The 23,222-nt window shown below is 42.5% G+C and carries 35 protein-coding genes and 2 pseudogenes; 14 read left to right on the plus strand and 23 right to left on the minus strand.

Annotated elements, in window-relative coordinates:
- Nucleotides 1-24 precede the first annotated feature (24 nt).
- The 5 genes from V7K44_RS07755 to V7K44_RS07775 form a co-directional block, all read right to left on the minus strand.
- On the minus strand, nt 25-417 hold the full coding sequence (locus V7K44_RS07755) for a TniQ family protein (RefSeq protein WP_334930202.1): 393 nt from the start codon (nt 415-417) through the stop codon (nt 25-27).
- Between the two features lie 24 nt (nt 418-441).
- Nucleotides 442-651, minus strand: coding sequence for a hypothetical protein (locus tag V7K44_RS07760; protein ID WP_334930204.1), 210 nt, complete (start codon nt 649-651; stop codon nt 442-444).
- On the minus strand, nt 648-1,640 hold the full coding sequence (locus V7K44_RS07765; RefSeq protein WP_334930206.1) for a TniB family NTP-binding protein: 993 nt from the start codon (nt 1,638-1,640) through the stop codon (nt 648-650). Before V7K44_RS07765 ends, V7K44_RS07760 begins: the two co-directional genes overlap by 4 nt.
- 40 nt (nt 1,641-1,680) lie before the next feature.
- Nucleotides 1,681-1,995, minus strand: a complete 315-nt coding sequence (locus V7K44_RS07770) for a hypothetical protein (RefSeq protein WP_334930208.1) — start codon at nt 1,993-1,995, stop codon at nt 1,681-1,683.
- 209 nt (nt 1,996-2,204) lie between these two features.
- Nucleotides 2,205-2,453: a hypothetical protein gene (locus tag V7K44_RS07775; RefSeq protein ID WP_334930210.1), complete on the minus strand. Its 249-nt coding sequence runs from the start codon at nt 2,451-2,453 to the stop codon at nt 2,205-2,207.
- A gap of 126 nt (nt 2,454-2,579) precedes the next feature.
- On the opposite strand from V7K44_RS07775, the gene V7K44_RS07780 reads away from it, so the two are divergent.
- The 3 genes from V7K44_RS07780 to V7K44_RS07790 all read left to right on the plus strand — a co-directional run bounded on the left by V7K44_RS07780 (nt 2,580) and on the right by V7K44_RS07790 (nt 3,542).
- Nucleotides 2,580-2,894, plus strand: coding sequence for a hypothetical protein (locus tag V7K44_RS07780; RefSeq protein WP_334930212.1), 315 nt, complete (start codon nt 2,580-2,582; stop codon nt 2,892-2,894).
- A 64-nt stretch (nt 2,895-2,958) separates the two neighbouring features.
- Nucleotides 2,959-3,354 carry a hypothetical protein gene (locus V7K44_RS07785; RefSeq protein ID WP_334930214.1) on the plus strand — a complete coding sequence of 132 codons (396 nt, stop codon included), beginning with the start codon at nt 2,959-2,961 and terminating at the stop codon, nt 3,352-3,354.
- Nucleotides 3,355-3,365: 11 nt separating this feature from the next.
- The gene (locus tag V7K44_RS07790; protein WP_334930216.1) at nt 3,366-3,542 is read left to right on the plus strand and encodes a hypothetical protein; all 177 of its coding nucleotides are present in this window, start codon (nt 3,366-3,368) and stop codon (nt 3,540-3,542) included.
- Between the two features lie 109 nt (nt 3,543-3,651).
- Here V7K44_RS07790 and V7K44_RS07795 read toward each other — a convergent pair.
- The 5 genes and pseudogenes from V7K44_RS07795 to V7K44_RS07815 all read right to left on the minus strand — a co-directional run bounded on the left by V7K44_RS07795 (nt 3,652) and on the right by V7K44_RS07815 (nt 7,428).
- Nucleotides 3,652-5,115: pseudogene (locus V7K44_RS07795) on the minus strand (ISLre2 family transposase).
- A gap of 415 nt (nt 5,116-5,530) precedes the next feature.
- Nucleotides 5,531-5,881 carry a VOC family protein gene (locus tag V7K44_RS07800; RefSeq protein ID WP_334930218.1) on the minus strand — a complete coding sequence of 117 codons (351 nt, stop codon included), beginning with the start codon at nt 5,879-5,881 and terminating at the stop codon, nt 5,531-5,533.
- A gap of 84 nt (nt 5,882-5,965) precedes the next feature.
- Entirely contained in the window at nt 5,966-6,397 is a 432-nt protein-coding gene (locus V7K44_RS07805; protein ID WP_334930220.1) for a YciI family protein, read from the minus strand.
- 87 nt (nt 6,398-6,484) lie between these two features.
- Nucleotides 6,485-6,982 (minus strand): VOC family protein, encoded by a 498-nt coding sequence (locus tag V7K44_RS07810; RefSeq protein WP_334930222.1) that lies wholly within the window; start codon nt 6,980-6,982, stop codon nt 6,485-6,487.
- Nucleotides 6,983-7,017: 35 nt separating this feature from the next.
- Nucleotides 7,018-7,428 carry a YciI family protein gene (locus V7K44_RS07815; RefSeq protein ID WP_334930223.1) on the minus strand — a complete coding sequence of 137 codons (411 nt, stop codon included), beginning with the start codon at nt 7,426-7,428 and terminating at the stop codon, nt 7,018-7,020.
- 118 nt (nt 7,429-7,546) lie between these two features.
- On the opposite strand from V7K44_RS07815, the gene V7K44_RS07820 reads away from it, so the two are divergent.
- On the plus strand, nt 7,547-8,815 hold the full coding sequence (locus V7K44_RS07820; RefSeq protein ID WP_334930225.1) for an RNA polymerase sigma factor: 1,269 nt from the start codon (nt 7,547-7,549) through the stop codon (nt 8,813-8,815).
- Between the two features lie 60 nt (nt 8,816-8,875).
- Here V7K44_RS07820 and V7K44_RS07825 read toward each other — a convergent pair whose 3' ends face one another.
- Entirely contained in the window at nt 8,876-10,114 is a 1,239-nt protein-coding gene (locus V7K44_RS07825; RefSeq protein ID WP_334930227.1) for an RNA-guided endonuclease InsQ/TnpB family protein, read from the minus strand.
- Nucleotides 10,115-10,503: 389 nt separating this feature from the next.
- Here V7K44_RS07825 and V7K44_RS07830 point away from each other — a divergent pair, with 389 nt between their 5' ends.
- Together V7K44_RS07830 and V7K44_RS07835 are read left to right on the plus strand one after the other, a co-directional pair.
- Entirely contained in the window at nt 10,504-10,929 is a 426-nt protein-coding gene (locus V7K44_RS07830; protein ID WP_334930229.1) for a VOC family protein, read from the plus strand.
- A gap of 37 nt (nt 10,930-10,966) precedes the next feature.
- Nucleotides 10,967-11,131, plus strand: a complete 165-nt coding sequence (locus V7K44_RS07835) for a VOC family protein (RefSeq protein WP_334930231.1) — start codon at nt 10,967-10,969, stop codon at nt 11,129-11,131.
- An 18-nt stretch (nt 11,132-11,149) separates the two neighbouring features.
- Here the strand turns inward: V7K44_RS07835 and V7K44_RS07840 are convergent, their stop codons facing one another.
- The 7 genes from V7K44_RS07840 to V7K44_RS07870 form a co-directional block, all read right to left on the minus strand.
- Nucleotides 11,150-11,275 (minus strand): hypothetical protein, encoded by a 126-nt coding sequence (locus V7K44_RS07840; protein ID WP_334930233.1) that lies wholly within the window; start codon nt 11,273-11,275, stop codon nt 11,150-11,152.
- A 411-nt stretch (nt 11,276-11,686) separates the two neighbouring features.
- Entirely contained in the window at nt 11,687-11,812 is a 126-nt protein-coding gene (locus tag V7K44_RS07845) for a hypothetical protein (RefSeq protein WP_334930235.1), read from the minus strand.
- A 135-nt stretch (nt 11,813-11,947) separates the two neighbouring features.
- Nucleotides 11,948-14,194, minus strand: a complete 2,247-nt coding sequence (locus V7K44_RS07850; RefSeq protein ID WP_334930237.1) for a DUF3854 domain-containing protein — start codon at nt 14,192-14,194, stop codon at nt 11,948-11,950.
- Nucleotides 14,195-14,767: 573 nt separating this feature from the next.
- The gene (locus V7K44_RS07855; protein ID WP_334930239.1) at nt 14,768-15,004 is read right to left on the minus strand and encodes a hypothetical protein; all 237 of its coding nucleotides are present in this window, start codon (nt 15,002-15,004) and stop codon (nt 14,768-14,770) included.
- 114 nt (nt 15,005-15,118) lie between these two features.
- Nucleotides 15,119-15,469, minus strand: coding sequence for an alpha-ketoglutarate-dependent dioxygenase AlkB family protein (locus V7K44_RS07860; protein WP_334930280.1), 351 nt, complete (start codon nt 15,467-15,469; stop codon nt 15,119-15,121).
- Nucleotides 15,423-15,719, minus strand: a complete 297-nt coding sequence (locus tag V7K44_RS07865) for a hypothetical protein (protein ID WP_334930241.1) — start codon at nt 15,717-15,719, stop codon at nt 15,423-15,425. The genes V7K44_RS07860 and V7K44_RS07865 overlap by 47 nt, the downstream gene beginning before the upstream one ends.
- A gap of 127 nt (nt 15,720-15,846) precedes the next feature.
- The gene (locus tag V7K44_RS07870; protein WP_334930243.1) at nt 15,847-16,068 is read right to left on the minus strand and encodes a hypothetical protein; all 222 of its coding nucleotides are present in this window, start codon (nt 16,066-16,068) and stop codon (nt 15,847-15,849) included.
- Between the two features lie 51 nt (nt 16,069-16,119).
- Here V7K44_RS07870 and V7K44_RS07875 point away from each other — a divergent pair, with 51 nt between their 5' ends.
- From V7K44_RS07875 to V7K44_RS07895, 5 genes are all read left to right on the plus strand, one after another.
- Entirely contained in the window at nt 16,120-16,275 is a 156-nt protein-coding gene (locus V7K44_RS07875) for a hypothetical protein (RefSeq protein ID WP_334930245.1), read from the plus strand.
- A 29-nt stretch (nt 16,276-16,304) separates the two neighbouring features.
- Complete coding sequence (locus V7K44_RS07880) at nt 16,305-16,559, plus strand: hypothetical protein (protein ID WP_334930247.1); 255 nt, start codon at nt 16,305-16,307, stop codon at nt 16,557-16,559.
- Nucleotides 16,556-16,963 carry a type II toxin-antitoxin system tRNA(fMet)-specific endonuclease VapC gene (gene vapC, locus V7K44_RS07885; RefSeq protein ID WP_334930249.1) on the plus strand — a complete coding sequence of 136 codons (408 nt, stop codon included), beginning with the start codon at nt 16,556-16,558 and terminating at the stop codon, nt 16,961-16,963. The genes V7K44_RS07880 and vapC overlap by 4 nt, the downstream gene beginning before the upstream one ends.
- A 22-nt stretch (nt 16,964-16,985) precedes the next feature.
- Nucleotides 16,986-17,456: a Cys-tRNA(Pro) deacylase gene (gene ybaK, locus V7K44_RS07890; RefSeq protein WP_334930251.1), complete on the plus strand. Its 471-nt coding sequence runs from the start codon at nt 16,986-16,988 to the stop codon at nt 17,454-17,456.
- A gap of 284 nt (nt 17,457-17,740) precedes the next feature.
- The gene (locus tag V7K44_RS07895) at nt 17,741-17,884 is read left to right on the plus strand and encodes a hypothetical protein (RefSeq protein WP_334930253.1); all 144 of its coding nucleotides are present in this window, start codon (nt 17,741-17,743) and stop codon (nt 17,882-17,884) included.
- A gap of 208 nt (nt 17,885-18,092) precedes the next feature.
- Here the strand turns inward: V7K44_RS07895 and V7K44_RS07900 are convergent.
- Nucleotides 18,093-18,308 (minus strand): annotated as a pseudogene (locus V7K44_RS07900) (transposase); the annotation flags it as partial.
- Nucleotides 18,309-18,854: 546 nt separating this feature from the next.
- Between V7K44_RS07900 and V7K44_RS07905 the strand changes: the two are divergent.
- Nucleotides 18,855-19,037 carry a hypothetical protein gene (locus V7K44_RS07905; protein WP_334930256.1) on the plus strand — a complete coding sequence of 61 codons (183 nt, stop codon included), beginning with the start codon at nt 18,855-18,857 and terminating at the stop codon, nt 19,035-19,037.
- A 16-nt stretch (nt 19,038-19,053) separates the two neighbouring features.
- On the opposite strand, the gene V7K44_RS07910 is transcribed toward V7K44_RS07905, so the two are convergent.
- The 4 genes from V7K44_RS07910 to V7K44_RS07925 all read right to left on the minus strand — a co-directional run bounded on the left by V7K44_RS07910 (nt 19,054) and on the right by V7K44_RS07925 (nt 21,781).
- Nucleotides 19,054-19,443 carry an IS5 family transposase gene (locus tag V7K44_RS07910; RefSeq protein ID WP_334930258.1) on the minus strand — a complete coding sequence of 130 codons (390 nt, stop codon included), beginning with the start codon at nt 19,441-19,443 and terminating at the stop codon, nt 19,054-19,056.
- Nucleotides 19,440-19,673, minus strand: coding sequence for a transposase (locus tag V7K44_RS07915; RefSeq protein ID WP_334930282.1), 234 nt, complete (start codon nt 19,671-19,673; stop codon nt 19,440-19,442). The genes V7K44_RS07910 and V7K44_RS07915 overlap by 4 nt, the downstream gene beginning before the upstream one ends.
- Before the next feature lie 79 nt (nt 19,674-19,752).
- Nucleotides 19,753-20,556: a hypothetical protein gene (locus V7K44_RS07920; RefSeq protein ID WP_334930260.1), complete on the minus strand. Its 804-nt coding sequence runs from the start codon at nt 20,554-20,556 to the stop codon at nt 19,753-19,755.
- Complete coding sequence (locus tag V7K44_RS07925; protein ID WP_334930262.1) at nt 20,549-21,781, minus strand: glutathionylspermidine synthase family protein; 1,233 nt, start codon at nt 21,779-21,781, stop codon at nt 20,549-20,551. Before V7K44_RS07925 ends, V7K44_RS07920 begins: the two co-directional genes overlap by 8 nt.
- 309 nt (nt 21,782-22,090) lie before the next feature.
- Between V7K44_RS07925 and V7K44_RS07930 the strand changes: the two genes are divergently transcribed.
- The gene (locus V7K44_RS07930) at nt 22,091-22,561 is read left to right on the plus strand and encodes a cryptochrome/photolyase family protein (protein ID WP_334930264.1); all 471 of its coding nucleotides are present in this window, start codon (nt 22,091-22,093) and stop codon (nt 22,559-22,561) included.
- Nucleotides 22,495-23,097, plus strand: a complete 603-nt coding sequence (locus tag V7K44_RS07935) for a hypothetical protein (RefSeq protein WP_334930266.1) — start codon at nt 22,495-22,497, stop codon at nt 23,095-23,097. The genes V7K44_RS07930 and V7K44_RS07935 overlap by 67 nt, the downstream gene beginning before the upstream one ends.
- The last annotated feature ends 125 nt before the right edge of the window (nt 23,098-23,222 follow it).

Below are 23,222 nucleotides of genomic sequence, written 5' to 3' on the forward strand. Positions count from 1 at the left end.
TTTCCGAATCACAACTTCAATACATCAGGCAAAACTATCATTTGAGGCATCTTGTAGTTTCTGTTGATGCTGACTTACTTGCACAGTAGCAAGGCTTTTCTGCAATGAGGATAAGTATGCAGACAAATTAACTTGCTCAGAGGTGGCTATTTCAACTTGCCCAGAACGAAAATCGAAACCACATCGACATCTTGTGACTGCGGGTCTAGACCACTGAATACCTTTGTGACAATTAGGACATTTTTTAATCAGTACACACTGATGTAAGTAACAAGCTTTTACTAGATCCCAATCCCAAATTTTGCGACAATAAGCAGATTCGGTCAAACAATAAGGACACAGTTTTATAGCAAATTTATAAAGGGTGTATTGCTGGGAAGTAATCTCAGAAAGCAATTGATAAGTGAGAGAAGCCATTAGTATTAGCTGCTCATCGGTCATTTAAATAAGTTGACTAAGTTGGGAAGGTTTATAGGGATTTTTGACAATAAGAATTCCTCGATTGATATGTAAGCCAGCTAGCTGCAAAATCCAATTAGAAGAATAATAATAATTACTTTCACTTAGCCGAATTAGATAACCAGCTAAACTTTCATCTTCATAGGGAGTTGGAGTTCGTAAAAGCACTTGATGAGAGTATATTTTGTTCAAGAGTTCCTTAATATTTGAGTAGCTTTTAAAAGTTTAGATTTAGACTTAAGCCGTTTATTAGTTGCGCCAACTTCTAAGTCTATAGTTGGAGAATGAACTGTCTCAATTTCAAATTTATCAGTGATGAAAGGATTATTTTTGTCAGGTTTATCGGCTCGAACAGATTTTTCAAAAGCCGTTGCTAAAATATTTAAGTCAAGTTTTTCTTGATTTTGGTTAAGAGCTAAATAAGCTCCATACCGAACTAGCTTCATTATATGAGCAACGACTCCATCTGAAGCGTAGTAAAGTCTTCTTGCTGTATATACTTCGGATAAATTTGAAGCTTGAGCTAGAGGAAGCTTTGACTCTAATAAATGTAAAAAAGTCCGAAATTCTGCACCACCATCTGCCTGCCATTCAAAAGACGAGAGATAATGACGGTTGGCAAAGCGGCGACTGAGTTGAGAATGAGATTTAAGTTTAAGAACTTCTTCAGCTTCAGGCAAACCAATTAAAATAATTGGCAAGTTTGTATCTAAAATTAAAGTCTTCAACCAATCCGAAACTGTTTTGAGAACTCGCTCTGAATCCCGGTCAATAAAGTGTTGGAATTCGTCTAAAATAATTAATTCAACTTGACAATCTTTGAGTAGACCAATTAAACGAATTGTTTGATTACCAATTGTACCTTTGTCATAAGCGGGGTCGCCAAGTTTCCATAACAATTTCGTTACTACTGTCTTAACAGTCGCTGGGGAAGGAATGGTAACAGCTAAAATAGGAACAAATGTACCACTTCTTGTAACAAGCTTTGGATATTTATTAGCGTAAGCTTTATAGATTGTAGTTTTTCCAACTCCTGTATTACCACTAAGAAACATACATTCTGGTTCAGCCTTACCTGAAGAGAAATGATGGCAATACTCTATAGCTTCTAAGATTTCCTGAAGCCGAGGGTAAAGAACGTAAATGTTATTAATAATTTGAAATTTTTCAGGTAAAGTCATTTTTAATAGAGATGTTAAGCTTGTGTCCTCAAAAATTTCCTTATTTTGGTAGACCAATGCTTACCTCCCAGCCAGTTAAATCAGGCTTCCAATCATCAGATGCAATAACACATTGTTCAAGAGGAGAAACATCAGTTATTTCTGGAGTATTAACTGATATTTCATTTATCTGAGGTTTCGGATTATTTAAGATTTTATGATTAGAATTATTTGGTAATTTTGGTTTTTGTTCATTACGTTCTAGATGTTGATTATCTAATAAGTTGATTAAGGTATTCTCAGCATTACCTAAGTCAGAGATTCCTGTAATCTCACTACTTGTATTGAACAAGCTTGCTAACTCTTTATCAGTCATTGTACTAATATTTTGGCACTGGCACAACGTAAAGCCCATCGATAAAATCGAAAATCATCAGAGCAACAAAGCTCATAACAATAACTTCAATAGCTTGGGTGAGTGTAGATTGAATATCCATTGTATTTTTCCGAAATTTTTAATGTTCACAAAAGTCACGCGAAGCGCTAACAGCCTCGTAATTAAGTACGATCTGAATACAAGAAGTTTTAAAAAGGAATATCTTCAAAGAAATTCATGGGTTGACTGAAGCTTGAAGGGGCGCTTAAGTCTCGGACTATTCTATAGTTTTCTGGATGCCAACAAGTATCACTCAAGGAATTATTTAGCCATTGGTCAAGTTGATTTTGTAGCTCTGAATCGTTCTGAATAAACTCTTTTTCTTCAATTGTCCAAACTCTTGTAATCGCGTTAGAGACAGCTTCCAAAATGGAGTCTTCTAATTGTTTTGGATTCATTTGGATTATCAGTTCAAGAATTTTCACTCTATTCCTCGCAACGCGAGTGCCTAAGCCTGGGCACTCAAGGCATTGCACAGAAACTTGTGTAGAATACAAAGCAACACACGCGTAAAACTTCTGCTAATGCTCGATTACGTCAGTGCAGCAATGGCATTTTATATCACAATGCTTCCAGTGCAGGAGTGGATATTGGAACTCCGCCTTGGTTATCTTGGTCGCTACTGGAGCCTGATAAGTGTTGCTGGCTTATTAATCGGGTTTTTGCTCTGTGCGCTGATATTTGTGCCACTGATCATTAATATGACACTAGATCCGTTCAGATATCCAGATCATTTGGTTATGAGTGCGATCGCGTACTCGCGTGCCGGAGGCAATCGCCTCTGTCATTTTTGGTGCAATACTCTGGCTAGGACAGTGGCTAATACTGCGACAGACTGAGATAACACCCAGAATTTTCGCTCTTATCAATACTATAGTTGGAATTTCTGTCTATTCTTTGCTGGTGTGGTTCAATCAGAAAAGTTTGGAGTGGAGTGGTGGCCCAATCCGAGGCTGGAAAACTGGACTCATTTTTCTAGTGGGTGGTGCAGTCACCGGAGCCGCGACAGGCAAAGCTTTGGATTTCTACTGTTGGCGAATCGAGCAGCGATTAATCAGAATTGAGAAGGAGAGGGTAGACCAAGAAACCCAAGAGCGAGAAAGGCTGGAGCGAGAAAAGTTTGAGAAGGCAAAGTTAGAGCAAGAAGCAATAGAGGCGGAAATTGCAGAAATAAAAAGAATACAGCGAGAGGCGGCTATTGAAGAAGAACGCCTCTGGTACGAAGAACATGGTCAAGACTATGCTGATTATGCAGATTATGAGGAGGAGGAAGATGAAGAGGATGAAGAGGACGAATGAACTTTTTGACTATGAGTGAAGAAAATTTTAGCTACGAAGATTTCAAGAAAATGTCCGACCTATGGCTCGAAAAAAATAGACAGCAGCAAGCAAAAGATTCTTCTGAGTCAGCCAATTTGATTTTTGATAAGCAATACGAAACACTCTTTGCTGAATATCAAAAATCGGTTACTCAAAAAGATTACTAGCAAGCTATTTAACAATTTTTAAAAAAAGAAGTAAAGCAACCAATTTTAATTACTTAGTCTTAATTATAGCAGTTGATTAATTAAAACCAAAATTAAGGTATAAAATTTATCAAGCAGATATAGGCTTGATGAACGAATTAAAGATAGAATCACAGAAATTATCCCAGTTTCCAGCTATCCATTGGCATCGAAGATGTAACATAATTTCAGCATTAGTTTTTAACCAAAATTTACCGTTTCCTTTCATGCGTAAATTAACGACTTGACGAATTAAACTTTCAACTGCACCACTACCAAGAGGGAGCTTTTGAGACACAACTTCATTATATTTTAAAAGCCGTCATCGATGAGCTTTTAAAATGTAGTTTCGTTCTCGCACTAAAATTTTACAGCGTTCTCCAGTAGCTGATAATATAAACTCACTCATATTTCTCATTAAATCCAGTGCTTGACCTTTTTTTAAAATTTTATGAGCCTTTTTAAACCATTGTTGACGCTCATTATTTGTACTAAAAGCAGCATCGGCAAAGTCTTGTAAATGTGATGCTGCGTGATAAAAATTTAATAACTGATAAGTTTGGTCGGGACATTGTAGTTTCTTTAATAAAGGAGGGATATGTATCCAGATCCACTCTGCACCATCCCCAATTAATAAAACTTGTTTTGCTTGGCTTATACCCAAATTTAATAAATACATTTCTAAAATCTGGATGAACCCTTGATAACCTGAATACGTCCCCTCATTAGTAATAAGAATTACTGATGTCCTAATTTTTTGACCTTGTTCATTTACTACATAAATTGTTAGTAATTTTGGCTCCATCTATTCACCTGCAAAGCCATAACGATTTGTTTTAACCTTACGCTTTTCTTTTTTCGGTATCCGTATACGGGTACGACCACCGTCTACAGCGATTACAACACGTTGGTCTTTAAGAATATTTAAGGTGGATAAATTACCAGATTTTAAGTCATTTAGCTTGTGATTACGTAAACCTATTCCCAACTGACCAAAATAATATGTTAGCCGTTCTATTCGTTTTAAACTAATCTTTATACCCCAATCAATTAGTGTTGTGTGTGCAGCTTCAAACGAACCAGAAATTGCACCATATTGAACAACCATTGATAAAACATAAGGGGTTACACCCTCGGTCATTCCTAACCATCTTAAGAATGGGCAAAATCCTTCTTGCTTAATATTTTGATTTTTATTTGGTTGGTTTTGACGTTCAACCACATACGGTAATTTTAAAGTTACTTCGACATTTCCAATTGTTAATATTTGTCGTTTTTTATAACCATGCTTTTGTGTTTTTTCATGCCACCATCCCTGTGTCTGTTGCATTGCTTTATCTAGAAACTCTTGAGAGTTCGACAAATCATTAAGCAACAAGGCAATGCATTCTCCTGCTAAAACTAATGCCGATTCCCTAATTTTCTCCTCACGGGATTTGAAAACTTGTACATCAAACTCTGAGATATTTGTTAATTCTAAAAGTTTCGTAACTTTTTCTTGAAACTGTTCTAATGATTTGCTTAAATTAAAAGTAGAATATATACTATTTTTCATCGTAGGCATTCCCTGTTTTTGTTTTGATGTCAGATATCAAAACCTTTACTTCAAAGGGAATCCTACCTTTTTTTGTCCCCAAAAAAACGAATTATCTTCAGATACTAAAATATTAAGTCAATTTTAGACAGTATTAATACGTAATTTAGTGTACTTTAAATAAAATTTATACTGAAACTAGTTTTTAGCGATCGCACCTTTTTTGGCCGATCTCACCAAATCGCGTTGCTCCCTGTTAAACTCCTTGAGACAAGTAAAATTTAAATATCTTAAAACTACACCCTACACCCTGCCCTGAATAGGTTTCAGCTTTTCTTAGTGCCATTCGTCCGAATGACAGATGTTGGTATAGGCTTAGATGGTTTGTTCGCAGTTGATCATCCACGGTGTCCCAAACTGATCGGTCAACATGCCTTCACCGCGATGACCAGAACGTTTGCGCGATCGCCATCTTCACCTTGCCGTTTTCTGCAAGAGCGTGAAAAAGCCGTTCTGCCTCAGCGATTTCAGGAACGCTAATTTGTACGTAGAAACCTTGCGGAGTTTCAAAGTATCCTGGTGGGCAGTCAGATCCCATCAGGAGGCGATCATCTAGTTCAAGGCAAGCGTGCATGATTTTGTCCTGCCATTCCGGTGAGACATTTTCTGTAGAAGGTGCTTCTTTGTGTGTCATCATCATAGTCATCTTGCCACCCAGACATTGTTCATAGAACTTGAACGCTGCCTCACAGTTGCCGTTGAACATCAGGTAAGAATTGAGTTTCATTGATTTCTCCTTTTGTAATCGATTCTGCGTTTTGATGAGCGGATCGTTCGCACATGAACATCATTTGCGCGGTTGCTGATGACGTTACTCTTGCTGCTGCGTTTCAACCTGAGCGCGAATGCGGTCTTCCTGCTCCCTTAAGGCGGGTGTCAGGACTTCACCAAAATCCTCTGCCTCGAATACGGGACGAATCTCAATCTCGGAGTCTCCTGGCATAGGGTTAGGGCAGCGCTTTACCCAAGCAACTGCCTCTTCCATTGAGTTCACCTGCCACAGCCAGTACCCTGCCACTAGCTCCGGCGCTGGAGTGAAAGGTCCCTGGGTGACGGTGCGATCGGTTCCTGAAAAGTGAACTCGCACCCCTTTTGAGCTAGGATGAAACCCCTCAGCGGCGAGCAAGATACCTGCCCTGGCTAATTCTTCGTTGTACTGCCCCATTTCAGTTAAAAGCTGTTCGCTCGGCATGACCCCAGTTTCGGAGTCTTGGGTTGCTTTGACAAAGACCATGACTTTCATTGTGAAATCTCCTGTTGAATGGTTTTGAGTTAGATTGCGAGGGGTTGGGTGTGCTGAGTTGCGCTTTGCGCAACTCCGAAGGAACCGCTAATCAGCAGCGACACGCTTGAGTTCATCAATCTCGATCTTCTTCATTTGCAGCATGGTAGTGGTCACTTTTTGAGAGGTTGCCGCGTCGGGGCAGTTGAGTAACTCAATCAGAATGCGAGGAATAATTTGCCAGGAGACGCCGTATTTGTCTTTGAGCCAGCCGCATTGCTGTGCGGTTTCATCCCCACCGGCAGACAATTTTTGCCAGTAATCGTCCACGTCCGCCTGGGTATCGCAAAAGATTTGGAAGGAAATCGCCTCGTTAAATTTGAAGGTCGGACCACCGTTGAGTGCTGTGAACGGCTGACCATCAAGTTCAAAGCTGACAGTCATGACGGCTCCGGCTGGTTTTCCGTGAATTTCCTGTCCAGCGTCTCCATATCGACTGACGTGGACAATTTTGGAATTGCGAAAAATCGACGTATAAAACTGAGCGGCGGCTTCGGCTTGATCGTCAAACCATAAACAGGGAGTGATTTTGGAATTGTTTTGCATGAGGGTTCTCCTTGAGTTCAAGCGGTTAAGGACGGTCAGAGCTGTGCTGGTAGTCCCGCAACTTCGATGACAGGACGGATTTCGACGGTGCCGACTTTTGCACCTGGGATGCGGGTGGCGATCGCAATGGCTTCATCCAAATCCTGAGCATTAACGAGGAAGAATCCACCCAATTGTTCGCGGGTTTCGGCAAATGGTCCATCGGTCACAAGTGATTTGCCATCACGGACTTGGACACTGGTTGCGGTTGCAACAGGATGGAGTGGAGCCGTCGCCAGAAATTGTCCTTGAGTATGCAAGTCCTGGGCGAGTTGGGCAGATTCCCCATAGCAATGCTCCCGCTCAGTATCGCTCATGGCGTTTTCGTCCATATAAATCAGCAGCAAATATTTCATTCGGTTGCCTCCTTTGTGATTAAGTCGAACGGGAATTGTCCAAATCGACACCTGAGTGCAAAAATTTTGTCTAGTACAATTGAACTTATCTCCCTTTATCAGTCAGTCGAACGGCAATTGCTCAAATCGACACCTTGCCCAAAATTCTTTATGTCTTTTTGTCAAAGGTATGGCTTCAATCCCAAAAACAGATGTGGCTCAAGCAATTACTGCCCTCTATCGAACTGAATGGGGGCGCATTGTCGCTATTCTGATTCGGCTGGTCGGAGATTTTGATGTAGCTGAAGAAGCTGCACAGGCAGCATTTACAGCGGCAGTGAATCAGTGGGAAAGCGACGGTATTCCCGATCGTCCCCGTGCCTGGATTATCCGAACTGCCCGGTACAAGGCGATCGATCGCCTCCGACGACGCACGAAACTGACCGAAAAACTGGAGTGGTATGCGGCATCTGGCTTAATTCCATCCACTGAAGAACCAACCTATGACAGTGATGAAATTGGAGACGATCGCCTGCGATTAATCTTTACCTGCTGTCACCCGGCACTGGCAACGGAAACTCAAGTAGCGTTGACCCTGCGAATGTTGGGTGGACTGGAAACCGACGAAATTGCCCGCGCCTTTCTTATACCGACTGCAACAATGGCACAGCGCTTAGTTCGTGCTAAACGCAAAATTCGAGACGCAGGCATTCCTTACAAAGTACCTGAGACAACCGATCTCGCTCCCCGGATAGAGGCAGTCCTGAAAGTCATCTATCTCATCTTCAACGAAGGCTATGCCGCAACCAAAGGAGATGCGATCGTGCGGGCTGACCTCTGCATCAAAGCGATTCGCTTGGGGCAACTGGTGCGGCAATTGCTGGCACCGCAACCCCCATCTGAAGTCACAGCACTGGTGGCGCTGATGTTATTGCACGATTCGCGGCGCAATGCGCGTCTAGATGAGGCAGGCGATTTGATTTTGCTAGAAGATCAGGATCGCAGTCGTTGGAACCATCTACAGATTGCTGAGGCGTTACCTCTGGTAGAGGAAGCGTTGCTCTTTGGAACCGGAGTGTATGCCCTGCAAGCGGCGATCGCCGCCCTCCATTGTCAGGCAACCCGCGCCGAAGAAACAGACTGGGCGCAGATCGTGCGGCTCTATGAGGTGTTGGAGGGCTTGCAGCCCTCACCCATTGTGGCCTTGAACCGAGCAGTGGCGATCGCAATGGCAGACAGTCCTCAAGCCGCATTTGGACTGATTGATAGCCTTGCTCCAGAACTGGACAGCTATCATCTCTTTCATGCCACCCGTGCAGATTTATTCCGGCGTGTTGGAGCATTAGAGGAAGCGACCCAGAGCTATACACGGGCACTAGAATTAGTGACAAATGACAGTGAGCGTCGTTTTCTGGAACGTCGGCTGTGCGAAGTTCAACCTAACATTCAGTCCGGCTAAGGGTTTACAACAGTTTAAAGCGCCAGGCATCCATGATGCCGTTGAAAAGAAGTAAACTACCTACACCGAGAAAGGAGTACCAAATGCGGAGTAGGCTTTGTCCCAGATTTCGCCACCAGTCGGAAACAAACTAAGTTGTCCTACGCCAGTTCCTTCAACGGAGGGAACCTCCGCAACGGACTGGCTTTCCAACAAGCAAGCAATCCCCGGAACTTCAGGGTTGTTTACGGAAACCCCCAAGGCTGCAATGTTTAGCGCTGCGTTAATATCAGCGTCATGCTCAAAACCACAATGCCCACACTTGAAAGACTTGTTAGAACGATAAGATTTACCTTTAACGGGGTGTACATGGTAACACCGCGAACAAGTTTGACTCGTGTAGGCAGGCGGAACAAAAACAACCGGAACACCAGCGATATTTGCCTTGTAATCAACAAACATCCGCAATTGGTAGAATGCCCAACTATTGGTTCTACGGCGTTCAGTCTTGCTTCTAGGTTGCTGGTTGAGCGATTGTCTGATATTGGTCAAGTCTTCAAAAGCCAAAGCAGAATTACTTTGTTTGGCATCTTGAACCAACTGTTTCGAGATATTGTGATTCAACCACTTTTGGAACCTTTGTTCTCTGCCAGAGAGCCTTCGCAACAATTTCCTAGAACTGCGCGTGCGTTTGCTTTGAACATTGGATCTGACTTTACTGTATCGGTCACGAGTGTTTTGAATCTGCTTACCACTCCAAGAATCAGCACTGGAAGTGGTGGCTATATCGCGCCTGCCCAGATCGACCCCAATAACCTTGGGTGTTTTACCTGTGGGATTGGTGGGCAAGTCAACACAGATATTGATGTAGTAGTCGCCATGTTTGGTTTTGTTCAACGTTGCTGCTGTTGGTGCTTGCCCTTTCAGCAACGCCAACTGATAGTTACCAACACTCAACTTGAACTTAACCCGACCACACATCAAAGTAACGCCCACGGTTTGCAGTTCTTCCAAGTACTGAAAAGTCCGAGCATCCAAGTTAATGGATGTTGGTCTGAACTTGTGAATTTGCTTAACTGCTTTAGCGTTACCAATCACGTGGCGAATAGCTTGGCAGACATGGTTTGCCTTAATACCTGTAGATGCGCGTACTGGCTTGTAAACCAAGTGGTGAAGCTTGGTCGTATTCCAGCATTTTTCACGCTTTGCAACCTCCAATATCTGATTGCAAGCATCAGCAAATCCCTGCAAAGTGCGGTCTATTTCAGAGCGCAACTCCACAGGGACTTGAATCTTGCATTTTACCGATATTGTTTGCATTGTACTAGTATCAAAACTCATCCAATCATATCAGAAAACACAATGCACAAGCTAGTGGCTGACAAAGTATTTGTTAATTGTTCAACTGTCCCCATCAAAGTTTTAGCTAACGCACGAAAACACTCAAGGGACGTTTCACAATTAACCCTCCATTCCTCCCGCCACCAATCTGAGTACAGATTTGGTGGCGGGAGGAATGGAGGTTTAGATGAAAAATCTTCTAACAGGGTGAACTTGTAACTTAACAAAAGGCAAAAGAAGACAAGTCGGCTTAGTACTTTAGTACTGTTATAATCCAATCGTTTCATCAAGTTGTGTTAGGGTGCAGCAAATCACCGATCGGCTCTCTGGCACATTCACATCCACCTCAACTGATAGAGGATTCCGACATGGATAACAATCCCAGCATTCTCTCGCATGTTTCGATTGGTACTAATGATTTTGAACGAGCGATCGCCTTCTATGATGCTGTGTTGCCAACATTGGGCTGTAAGCGATTTATGGAGCATCCGGGGGCGATCGCCTATGGCAAACAGTATCCCGAATTTTGGGTGGGAACTCCCTTCGACGGGCAACCTGCAACGGTTGGCAATGGAACTCACATTGGTTTTATTGCTCCTACAAAAGAAGCAGTCCACGCCTTCTATGAGGCAGCATTAGCGGCAGGAGGCAAAGACGATGGTGCCCCCGGTGGCAGACCCGACTATAGTGAGCCGTATTACGGCTGCTTTGTGCGCGATTTAGATGGACACAAAATAGAAGCCGCCTTCTGGGATGAGCAGCTTGAGCAGCAACTCAACCAGAACAATGGTTGACCAGAGAATGACTCATTTTTAGAGGCAAGATAACACTATGGAATTCCATCAAGGTCGCCTGATTGACCATGTTCATCTACAGGTTGCTGATGTTGCTGCCAGCAAACGGTTTTACCGGGCAGTGTTGCGATCGCTCTTTACGAGATTAGGGTTGCATATGAGTGAGTTGACAAAGCTAGTAACATTCTCAACAATAAAATAGCTCTTGATGCTGCTGGAGTTAAACAAAGTTATCAGCAACTGTTAACAGGAATGTCCCTCTCAATTGCAGAAAGCTGGCACACTTAATACCGCGATCGATAACTTTATAAAAACCACTCATAACTACTGGTCTGGACTTTTTCATTGTTATGAAATTGAAGATTTTCCCAGAACTAATAATGGCTTAGAACATGCTTTTGGTATGCTACGTCATCATCAACGTCGTTGTACTGGTCGTAAGGTTGCCCCCTCATCCCTCGTTATTCGTGGTTCTGTCAAAAAGAGCCTGTGCAATCGCTACTAAGCTTCATTCTTTTACCGCATCTGATTTAGCACAACGTGATATTTATACTTGGCTCCAATTACGCTCTCAATTGCAAAAACACCACGCATTGCCAGAATTGAACAGTATCGATTTCGCAGAGACCCCAAGGCTTACTTGGCTAATTTAGAGAGTCGTCTTCTCTAGTAAGTTTTACCACACTAGGATAAAAGTTAGTTCTTTTTGCTTGGGAGGAACTGACCTTTTAGCGATCGCTTTCTGTGCCCAACTTTCTCACGCCATCCATTCAATCCATTGCGGCGCATCTGTCACCAGTTGAGCAAATAAGTCTTGGCAAGCATCCTCAAACTCCAGCATCACGCCTCGACGCTCACCATTCTTGTCCAAAGTATTGCCCATCTTCTCTTTTGAGCGATGGCGCGATCGCTAGATTAGGTATACGAAAGAATAGGGGTTTGAGCATAAATTACGGCTAAATTATCAGTTGAGGGGCAAAAATCTTGGTGGAAGTAAAATTTATTTTCTACCAAAAAATTAAATGTTAATAGCTAGTGAAAGTAAACAATTAAGCCGTAGCCCCCATTTGGAAAGAGCTTTCTGAGCAGAACAGCACAATAGATGATGCCTACCAATGGATATCGCCTTGTCCAGTGCAGCGATAAGATTCTTCGGGTTACTGCCAGAGTAGTTGTAACAGTTTCCAGCACTATCCCGATAATTGTTGACAATGACGAAGGGATTAACTCGATATTCACCAACGAGTGATAAAACATACTTCACATCTGTGTCGGAAACATCGGCGCTTGAGAGATAAATCTTTCCCTGACTGCTGCCCAAAACATTCTGTACCAGTTGTTTGAGGTTTTTGAGAACGGACACACGCCGCTTTTGCACTTCCGTACCAGAGTTGAGCAAATGCCAGAATACTTGGTCGCATTCATCAATAATAATGACATCATTTGACCAGTCGTTAGGGTTGAATCGCGCTTGACTTTCTTGATGCAAAGAGTCTACACAGACCCCGTATCCTAATAATGTGCCTGTTTCATTTGTGCGGACTTCGGTAACATAGTTAACACCAAATCGATTACACAATGCCTCACCTAATTGGATACAATGGGTGATAATTAATACCCTCTGCCCAAGGTGATGTGCTTTCGCTACCTCCGTTGCCAGCCATTCGGTTTTACCAGTGCCTTTGGGAGCTTTGAGGATAATCAGTTTTTCACCTTCGGGGACGAGAAGCTGTCCGAGGAATCTTTGGTTAAGTGCGATCGCTGGCGGGTAAGTCAACAAGGTAAACAGCTTAATCTCCCACAACTCCAGTGCAACGGCAGTGTTGTAAAGTGCGTCAAATGCTGGCTGACCTTTGGCAACGATAAAATCATCGACTCCCTTCTCTTGGCCAAAAGGTAAATCAATCACTCGTAGCGAACAACCCTCATTTACCAGCAGCCGTCCCATGCGACTGATAGCGGTTCTGACTCGCTGGATTGTCTCAGGTTTGTTGTCCTGGTCAAAGCAGATGTTAACCTGTCTACCCTGTGTTGCGAAATGTTTCAGGTCAGGGATTAGATTTGGCTTACCAATAGCAGTACCGTACTCATCATGGGGTGTGCGATAACCAGCGTTTACTCCCGGAATTGCGATCGCTGCATAACCAGCTCTTAGTAACGCTCCCGCTTTCTTGACCCCTTCGACAATCGTGACAGGGATATTGTGCTGCCAAACCCAGTGCCAGAAGCCGCCGGGATGCTTTAGGTCTTCTTCACTAATGGGGATAAAGTGCCAGCCGAGGAAATCAAACCCATCTGTCGCGGCGGTAACTTTGGTTTTCTTTTGGCTTACATTCATTCCGCGTTTGCGGAGGAACTCGCTGATTCTTTCAAGTATCTCTATCGCGTTATCTTCGGGTCGAAGTATAATAACCATGTCATCCGCGTATCGGATTGATGGCTCGACAATTTTCACTGCCGAGGTTTTAGGTGTAATCCTGCCCCCTTCTTTGTATCCAAGGTGATATCTGTGGATACTCTCAATCCCGTTAAGTGCGATGTTGGCTAGTAGTGGGCTAACTACTCCCCCTTGAGGCGTTCCTTGTTCGGGGAATTCTGGGTTAACTCCTGCCTTGAGGCATCGGAAGATACCGAGTTTTAAGCCTTTGGGGGAGATGAGTTCGTCCATTATTGCTGAGTGGTTAATCAGGTCGTTGCACTTCTCAATATCGAGTTCAATAACTCGTTTCTCTATTCCGTTGACTCGGGAGTTGAGGTTGTTAAAGATGTACTGTTGTGCATCATGGGCAGAGCGCCCAGTTCTAAACCCGTAACTCCTAGCGTGGAAAGTGGCTTCATGTGCTGGTTCAAGTGCATATTTTGCAAGGCATTGCCAAGCCCTATCTGCTATGGTTGATATTTTGAGCATCCGGGTAGTACCATCCTTCTTTGGTATTGGTATTTCCCTTAACCCTTGATGTCTCCACTTGCTGCTGTCTTGGGCTAGTAGTGTTTCTAGTTCAAAGCGTTCCTCGAACGAGAGAGATTTTTTACCATCAATACCAGCCGTCTTTTTACCAGCATAAAGCTTAGATACTTGTCTTATTGCAAGAAATCGAGCCGAGGTTGATTTTAGAATAAGCTTCTGAAGTGACCTAGCTTTCCGCTTGTCGCCAACAAGAACCGCTTTAAATACGCGCTTTTGAAGGCGAAAGAGAGTCTTGCGGAATTTCTTCCACGGTAGCCCTTGCCAAGATTCACTAGTTTTTACACTGTGTCTAATCATTCTCTTCTCTGGTTTGTATTTTCTGAACACCTCAGTCCAATTACGGACTGTCCTACCCGACTTGTGAGGGTTCCGCTTCTCGTCTAGCCTACTCAGGGTTCGACTTCCCTGAGACTCACAAATCGTTTTTATTCGTTCCCTCGGAGAGATTGATGAGCCACTACGTTGCGGGGGTTCCCCCCGTTGTAGCATGTGGCGTTGTTCCGTTAGATGTAGCCACTTTGACCACTGGATTCCCTGGACTCTTGTCGTTTCTAGGTAGATGAACGGCGGGAATGAATTCCAGTGAAGTCAGGGATTTTGTGTTACGCCCTGCTTTTGAATAGGTGACTTTTCTAGGCTCTGTTTTCATCGTAGGAACTCCCTGTTAGCGCCAGTGTCAACCCGTAACGGCTGTCTGATTGCGCGCCCTGTTCCCAGCTTCGACCTCCCGGAACCGAGCCGGGTCATCGTGGGCAGATAAGGAGTCAATTCGGAGTCTGAATGGTAGGGCTTTCACCTACATCAAACCGAGAGTTCAGCCTTTAATGTCAGTAATCTGCTGACGGGCTGGATTAGTTATGTACGGACTGATTACCGTGATTCACTAATCAACGAATCGCACCCACCTAATTCAATGTGCTGGTACTTCTTTAAATCGCGATCGCGCAATCGTCCATCGTTGCGGCGGGAGATTTTGGGACTGTAGAGCAGATACTCGTAAGGAAAAGTGAAGAAGAGCGATTTGACATTTAGGTGAAAGATTTCTTCGTCAACACAACTGTTGAGCCATTCAGTTAAATGCTGGTTTTCTGAACTAATTGTAGCCATATCCCCTCCATAAATAGACACATGAAAATGGAGCGGCATTGCATCCATACCGCCGATTAAACTTTTTGTGTGAGTTGATGCTGGCTATGAAATCCTCAATAGCCAGCTACAGCGTTATTTAGTGCCTCCGGTATGCGGTCGAAATGTGAGATTAATACGGGTGCTGACGACTTTGTTGGTCTTCGGAACCTGATGCAGATGTGTCGATTGACAACCGGGGTGCATCACAAGTAAGCTCCCGTGTTCGAGCCAGAAGTCCGTTGGTCTGCCGCCGATGGGTTTTATCTGAAACTTTCGACATGACCCCAGACTGATGGAAGCGATCGCTGGGTTAAGTCCCATCGATGGCTCATTATCAGAGTGCCAGCCGATTGAATTTTGTCCACTGCGGTATTGATTGCCGATGACTATACGGAACTTATAGCCAGTTAAAGCAGTAGATTCTGTCCCGCAAGTTAGCCAGATTGTCTGTCCAAATCAGGGGTTTTAAAAATACGCACTTTGAGTAAAGATAATCACATCCGGTATCACCGTAAATACATTCAAGGCGGGGGACAGGCATTGTTTTAGCCGCGAAACTGAATTGATTTTGCTGCCACTCCAGTTTCAAACAGTGTTGGTAGAGTTCGTTTGCCTGTTCAAGGCTTAAGAAATCGGGGTAATAAGTGATGGGTAAAACTGGGACTGATTCAGAGAAGAGTGTGAGTTGTTGCATAATACGAGAGTTGTTATTTTTGATGGATGAAAATCTAAAAACCTGCTTCCGATTTCGAGTGATGAAGCGAAAACTGATACCATAGACTTAGCATTCATCACGTATGTAATCAGGCAATCGCATTAGACTAAGGAGTGCGATCGCGTTCATTTTTTGACCAACACCCGTGGCCTCTTGGTACTAAAAGCCCCCACAATCCCAGGGCAAACGCATCTAAATATTGATGAGCATAGATAAAAGTAGAAAGCATTGCCGAAGGCATCGCAGACTTTACCGCTCCAGTCACAAGACGTTTGAGGAATACTGCCGCGTTCGCCCTTGGCGTTGGCGAAGCCATCGCTTTGCTCATAGTCGGCAACAATCAAATTATTTAATTGCCGCAGCCGACGTTTACGAAAATTTGACAACCAATGGATCACAAATTCTGCCAACTAACGAACGTCAAGTCAGACCGATGACAAAGCTTGAACCCCAAGAACAGCAGGAAGTGTGGGTAAAAGCAGTGGAGCAGGCAGGGGATAAAGTGCCACCAGCTAGAATTGGCAAACAATTTTAAAATGAATCAATAAGTGAGAGAAGACAGTGATGCAAAGTATCAAACTAAATACTCATGTGGGGTCTGATGGGATTTTACACCTTGATATCCCATTGGGAATAACAGACAAAGAGATAGAAGTAATGGTGATTTATCAACAATTAAAACCGTCAACAACCGCAAAAACACCAGAAGAATTGGGATGGCCGCCCAACTTTTTTGAGCAGACTTATGGTAGCTGTCAAGACGATCCAATTGTTATCGACTCTGAAGGTGATTTTGAGACAAGGGAAGAAATTGTATGAAGTATTTATTAGATACTAATGTTTGCGCTCGTTATCTCAATGGTAGGTCATTGGTAATTAGAGAACGTTTACAGTCAACAAATGTAGAAGATACTGCTGTCTGCTCAGTGGTAAAAGCAGAGTTGTTTTATGGTGCGATGAAAAGCAATAATCCCCAAATTACTTTAGCTCGACAACAGCAGTTTCTTACTTTGTTTGTTTCTTTGCCTTTTGATGATGTTACTGCCCTCACCTACGGTAGAATTCGTGCAGAATTAGCAGCAAACGGTACTCCAATAGGCCCCAATGATTTTCAAATAGCTGCGATCGCTTTGACACATAACTTAACATTAGTCACACACAACACCAGAGAATTCAGTCGTGTTAGTGGGCTGGTGATTGAAGATTGGGAGCTTGAGCAATAAATAATATCTTTTGTAGACTTGAATGAAAACCAATGCTGCTCGACTACTTGATAAACTAGGTATTCCCTACCAAATTCTCACTTATGAAGTAGATCCTGCTGATTTGGCTGCCGAGAGTACAGCACACAAAGTTGGTCTTCCGCCAGAGCAAGTTTTTAAAACTCTAGTAGTTAGAGGGGACACAACAGGTATCTGTTTTGCTATTATACCGGGAAATGCTCAGTTGGACTTAAAAGCTTTCGCGCGGATTTCAGGAAACCGCAAGGTTGAGACAGTTGCCCTAAAGGAAGTGCAGCCACTAACAGGATACATCCGTGGCGGTGTGACAGCTTTAGCCTGTAAAAAAGATTATCCTGTTTACCTTGATGAAACGGCAACCTTATTCGAGCAGATCACTGTTTCTGGTGGGATGCGAGGGATGCTGCTTCTGCTATCGCCATCTGACTATTTACGTGCTGTCAGTGGTACTTTGGGAGCAATTGTACAAAATTAGTATTAAACGAGTTCTGAACAAGCATACTTAAGTAGAAGTTGCGTTTATTACATAGAACCATTAAAGTTGCAGTAAATAAATAACAGTATATTAGCGGGTTACAATCTAGCGTGAGCCTCACTAGGATATAGCGAATAACACATTATTTGCTACTTAAGAAGTGGGTTTTGAGCTAATGACTATCAAAAGACCTTTGGTAATCTAACAACCAGAACTGGGGCGGCTCATACATGAACTTCGCACTGTAACGGGTTTAATTAACCCAAGAACAATTTGCAACACATTTGGGCGTTACTTATTCCACAGTTAATCGTTGGGAAAATAAACGCTCTAAGTTATCACCAATGGCTATGCAGAGGGTTGAAAAACTTCTGCAAGAGATGGGTGATCAGGGGCAAAAACTGTTAACAAAATATCAATCAAATTAGTTTTGACTAAAAAGTAAGCAGGTTTGTTTAGGTAAGTAGTATTGCTTACTTAATTTTAATGTGGCGATAGTTGCAACGGGCTGTTTGGTGTCGCAATTTCATAGGACATTCGCAGATTTAATCTGCTTTCTTCAGATTAATTAAGGTCGATACACCGCAAGGGTTTTTAATAAAAAATCTTGGCATCTTCAGTACTTGTTATGCTAAACTAATAATTAAAATGCCAATTCAATAAACATCTTGCTCTAAAATTATTAAAGTTTCTAAACCCATAAGCTGAACGCTTAATTAGCTTGAGTTTGTTATTGATGCCTTTCCTTCGGAACGCTACGCGAACAACAGCACCACTTGTTGTCTTATTATCAAAGTAAGCTATTATCTCATCAAACCAGCGAATAAAAGTATTGTTGCTATTTGCAATATGTCGATGATTTTGATGTAATTTCTGACTTTTTGTGCCACACCTGGGGCAAATACTATATAATTTTTTTGATTCGGTTTGTAAAATAATTCCAATTCCATCGTGAAGGCGATGTGATATAACTTTTATATCTTCTAAATCAATAAGTTCTGTTAGAATTTTAATATCTCTTTTGCTAGTCATGACTGTAAATTTATATAAAAATAGTTGGAGTACTATTTACAGTTAATAAGAAATATTCTTTATATGTCAATCCTTATAGTACTTTTAACAGATTATTGATACATTTTTTGACATTGTTTGATATCTATATCTTAATAATTTGGCATAACAAGTACTGAAGAGCCGTAAATTATATGGGAGACAATTAGCGTTGTCCCCAGTTTATCCATAGTAAATACCGTTATATAATACTATTCACCTCAAGTTTCGTGCTTTACGCAAAAAACTTTTCATCGCCACTCTCCTTTTAGTGTAATCAAGTCAAATTTGGCACAAGCCTGTCATAAAAGAATAAAATTTTTTGCTTGATTACTTTTATACTACAAAATGTGTCGCCAACTTTTCAGGGTTAGCATTAATAAACCCAGAGGCGATCGCAACGCTTTATATGTGATCGCTCTTACGAGGTGTAATCCATCTCGACAAGAATCGATTTTCTCTCTTACTGCCGAAAGTCCTTCTAATGTGGGCTATTGCAGTGGTGTGTTGGAGGAAAGAAATCTAGCGTGAAGATTAGGGCGTGTCATCAATTAAGCCAAATAACAGAGGCAACAAGATAAATTGCACCCAGAAAGCTGGTAGCGCGTTTATCGTAGCGTGTCGCAATCCCTCGATACTGCTTGAGTTTGGCAAAAAAGTTTTCAATAAGATGACGGGCTTTGTACAAATCCCGGTCGTAGTCACGAGGACTAGTACGGTTGCGTTTGGGAGGAATCACTGCGGTTTTGCCCAGAGACTCAAGTCGCTCAATGACTCGTTCATCGGCATCATACCCTTTATCTGCTGGTACTGTGTCTGCCACAATATTAGGTAGCAGTTGGTCGGCTCCATCAAGGTCGCAAGCTTGCCCTGGTGTCAGGTGAAGACTTAGAGGGTTGCATAAAGCGTCCACCACAGTGTGAATCTTAATACTCAATCCACCAATGCTTGGACTAATGGCCTCTGTGGATGGCTCACCCCTTTTGCACCCGCACTATGCTGGTGGGCGCTGACAATTGTCGAGTCAATCATCGCATATTCATTATCGGCATCGTCTGCTAACTGCTGAAACACCTTCTCCCAAACCCCTGTTTTTGACCATCTGCTGAAACGAGTATGAATCACCCGAAAATCTCCAAAGCGCTCCGGTAGGTCACGCCAAGGGATACCTGATAGACTAGAGCCTTAACTGGTTTTGCGATCGCCAATCAATAGTCTCACAAAGTTTAAGCCCTGCCCCGATTCTCTAATTAGGTTTAACCACTGAGGACGAAGGGATAAATCCGCCAAAACCCCCATTAGAACGCTTATGGAGAGTAAGATTGGCAATCAATCTTACCCAAATTCGTAGCCAAGGAAATGCCCAAATCTTCAGAGGTTGAATAGGACGCGGGTCAGATAGAGGCTTGTAACTGAGTAAGAGGTTGGCTTTTTGCCAAGTGTTTAATATATAAGTCAAATCGCTAGCAAATTTGCGATCGGATTGGCGAACAACAATCACACTATTAATACGTTGTTCAGTGAAAAAATTTACACTAGGAAAATCTGTAATAAAAACTACAGAACGATTGTCAAATAAATTTTCTGGAACAATGCGAAAAGCTAAAGAATTACCTTGACGATTAGCATCTAGCAAGAAGGCGGGGGGTGCATTGTCGGGCAAATCGAGTTGGTGCAAGCTCTCACAGCCCTGTACCAATGTTGCCAAAATGGATTCTACATCTACTCTCGTCAATTTTTTCGTTGCTTCTAGAGATAAATTTCGTTCCTGAACAAATGCAGTTGGCAAAGGGCAAGAATTAAATAAAGGTACGGGTCGATATCCTTTTTTAGCTAATGCTAATCCGAGAAACACGGAATCCACTCCAGCTAAATCAACTACAATCGCCTTACCTTGTCCAACAGGTGGAACCCAGCTGAAATCTGGCGTTGGTAATTGGGTAATTATTGGCAATCTTCTGGGCAAGTGGGCAAACAATACTGGTTTCACCCAAGGTGACCAAATGCTATCTGCGGGAGACCAAAGGTCAAAAACAGTTGATTCATCCATCTTGAATTAGTACGGCAATATCAATAGCGGCAAAATTAATTAGTGGCTTGGGGGCAATGCGCCCATAAATACCAGCAGCTTTACCGTTGACCGTATATACTCCTATGCAAGGATACATAATTCCTAGAGGTGTTGTCAGGGGTAAGGTTTGGAAATAACGTTGGGCAATCCAGTTGTTAGGGTCGAGTAAAATATTACAAATTGTCGGGATGTAATTGGTGCGGTCGCTCATGCCGAGCATAGTCACTGTATCCCCATTGTTACAAAAAGCTGATTTGAATAGCCAATGGCGATTTGTAACCCAATTGACACGGCGGGGGTCATGAGTCTCAGCTAACAAAGCTTTCCAAGTATCCAGGGGCGAATTAATCTGGTTCCAGACAAGAGGAAAGCGCTTGCTTTCAACAAGCAACATAGACCCAGGATTACATATAGGAGTTTGACTGCTGTGAAAAAAGTATGACCAATTGCAATCTAGAGGTAACTTAGTTAACCATTCACCTTGATAGAAGCGCATTACTGCATCTAGAGAACCACGATACCACTCACTGTTGAGATGAGCAAAACCATTGTGCCAAACTATTTGCTGAGGAGTTGCTAAGTAAGCATTACATCCTCGCTGACGCAAGAGTTCAGCTAAGTAAGCAGTAATTTGCTGGTCTTCCATATACCCAGCAGCAGACAGTAAAGCAATATGTCCTTTTGGTGGTATTGTCTGTGTCAAAGCATCAACAAGTTTATTCGCTGGGTTACCTGCCAATGTTGTACCAGGAAACTGTTGCACCATCAATTTTGAGAAATTTGAAGCTTCGGTGTAACCTCCGGGAACATCATAATTTGCTTCGGAAATCCGCCAACCATCAGATGTCGGATGAAAGTCAAATCGTACAACACGGGCTGCGGCTGGTGATGGTTGTACGGATTTTTCGGAAAGTATTTTGACAATTTGACGAGGTAAACCCAATTGCTTCATCAGTTCGGGACGCTGCAATATTTGCAATTCAACAGTATTCGCTTCAGATGTCAGTTTTTCAGCAAGTGTTGCTAATTGCTGCCAAACCAATGTTGGTAGGATTAAAGCAAAGGGAGCCAGGGTACTAACATCACCGATTTGGGCATCCCACTTAAAGCATTTAAGTGCCAAGTGTCTGCGAATCTGAGTAAATGTTTTTTTATCTAGTTGAGGTGAACATTGCCATTGTTCAAAGTAGCAATTGAGATCCAATTTAGTGCCAACCGTAAGTTATAACTCGTAATTATGCTGGGCTGCTTGTTAAACCCAATTTTTCGGTAAGATGTTATATACCTCCCTTTTGTTGGGAGCTTTTGAGTAAATGACCAACCATAATATAGTAATCCTATAGCCGCAAATCTCGACGAAACCACAGAAGGTGCATAGTTTAATTTTCTCAGTCTACAATACATCTGTACCACTAATTTCCTTGCGAAAGTTTTTGTGACTTGAGCGTTACACTTGATTGGATAGCATTTTTTCGTCACATTGCCAATGCACGGCAACAGAGGGAGCAAGAGCATGACCATTGGTGTTTGGGTTCTCGGAGATCAACTTTGGTTACAGCAGTCAGCGCTACAAAGTTGCTTGCTTCCAAAGCAACAGACTCCTGTAATTTTTATTGAATCCTTAACTCACGCTCAAGAACTTTCTTACCATTTGCAAAAATTGGTACTGGTCTGGTCAGCTATGCGTCACTTCGCTGATGAACTATTCAATGAAGGTTGGGCAGTAACATACACTCAAAGCCAAGACTTCAAAACACCCTTACTTGAATGGATTGAACAGCACCAAATTAACGAATTGCGGGTGATGACTCCAACAGATCGCCTTTTTGCTGCGTTGATTCAAAAACTAAAACTTCCAATTCAAGTCACTTTTACACCCAATAATCGCTTCATCTGGAGTGACCAAGAGTTCCAACAATGGGCCTTGAAGCTTTCAAAGCATCACTTGCAGAAAACAAAAATCGCCGAGATTTTAGTGCCTTAGAAGATTTAGATGGCACTTTGAAACTCCTTTCTTTATCGATTGAAGGGACTGTTGAAGAAGCTATAAGTCTGCTGTACCAAATAGATAATCTCAAACGTCGCTCAGGTCTCAAAAACGTTTTAGAGCATCCTAAGTTTGACACGATCCAAGTGGTCTTTGGATTTTGTGGTGGAATTACATGGGAATCTTTTGTCAAAACTAGGCTTCCCTTGTTAAAAAAACCTCAAGAAATTCTGGAAGCTATTCGCCAAGGAAAAATTGAATACACCAAAGGTCTAGAGATCGCTAAAATTGACAACTCTACCGTTAGGCAAGAACTCTTATGGGAAGCGATCGCCAACAATCTTTCACTCGCTGAAATCAAGAAACGGGTAAAAGTCATTAAACCCAGTTCAGAAAACCCTATCCAAACTAGACTTGATAGTGCTTACAAGCAATTTAAAAAATCCCTGAAAAACATTGAAAAAGATCCAAAACAACTCCAAGAAGCAGAAAGTTTACTATTTAAAATAGAAGAATTTTTACAAAAAAAGTGACCCAAAATGTTTTGGGTCATTTAGTAAAGCACAGGACTTACGCAACTGGCACAGTGCGATCACTAGACAGTAGTACATACGTATTTAATTAGCGAGAATCTGTTTGATTGGCTTTACTCGAATTA

This window comes from Nostoc sp., from assembly GCF_036917235.1.
Taxonomy (GTDB): Bacteria; Cyanobacteriota; Cyanobacteriia; order Cyanobacteriales; family Nostocaceae; genus Nostoc.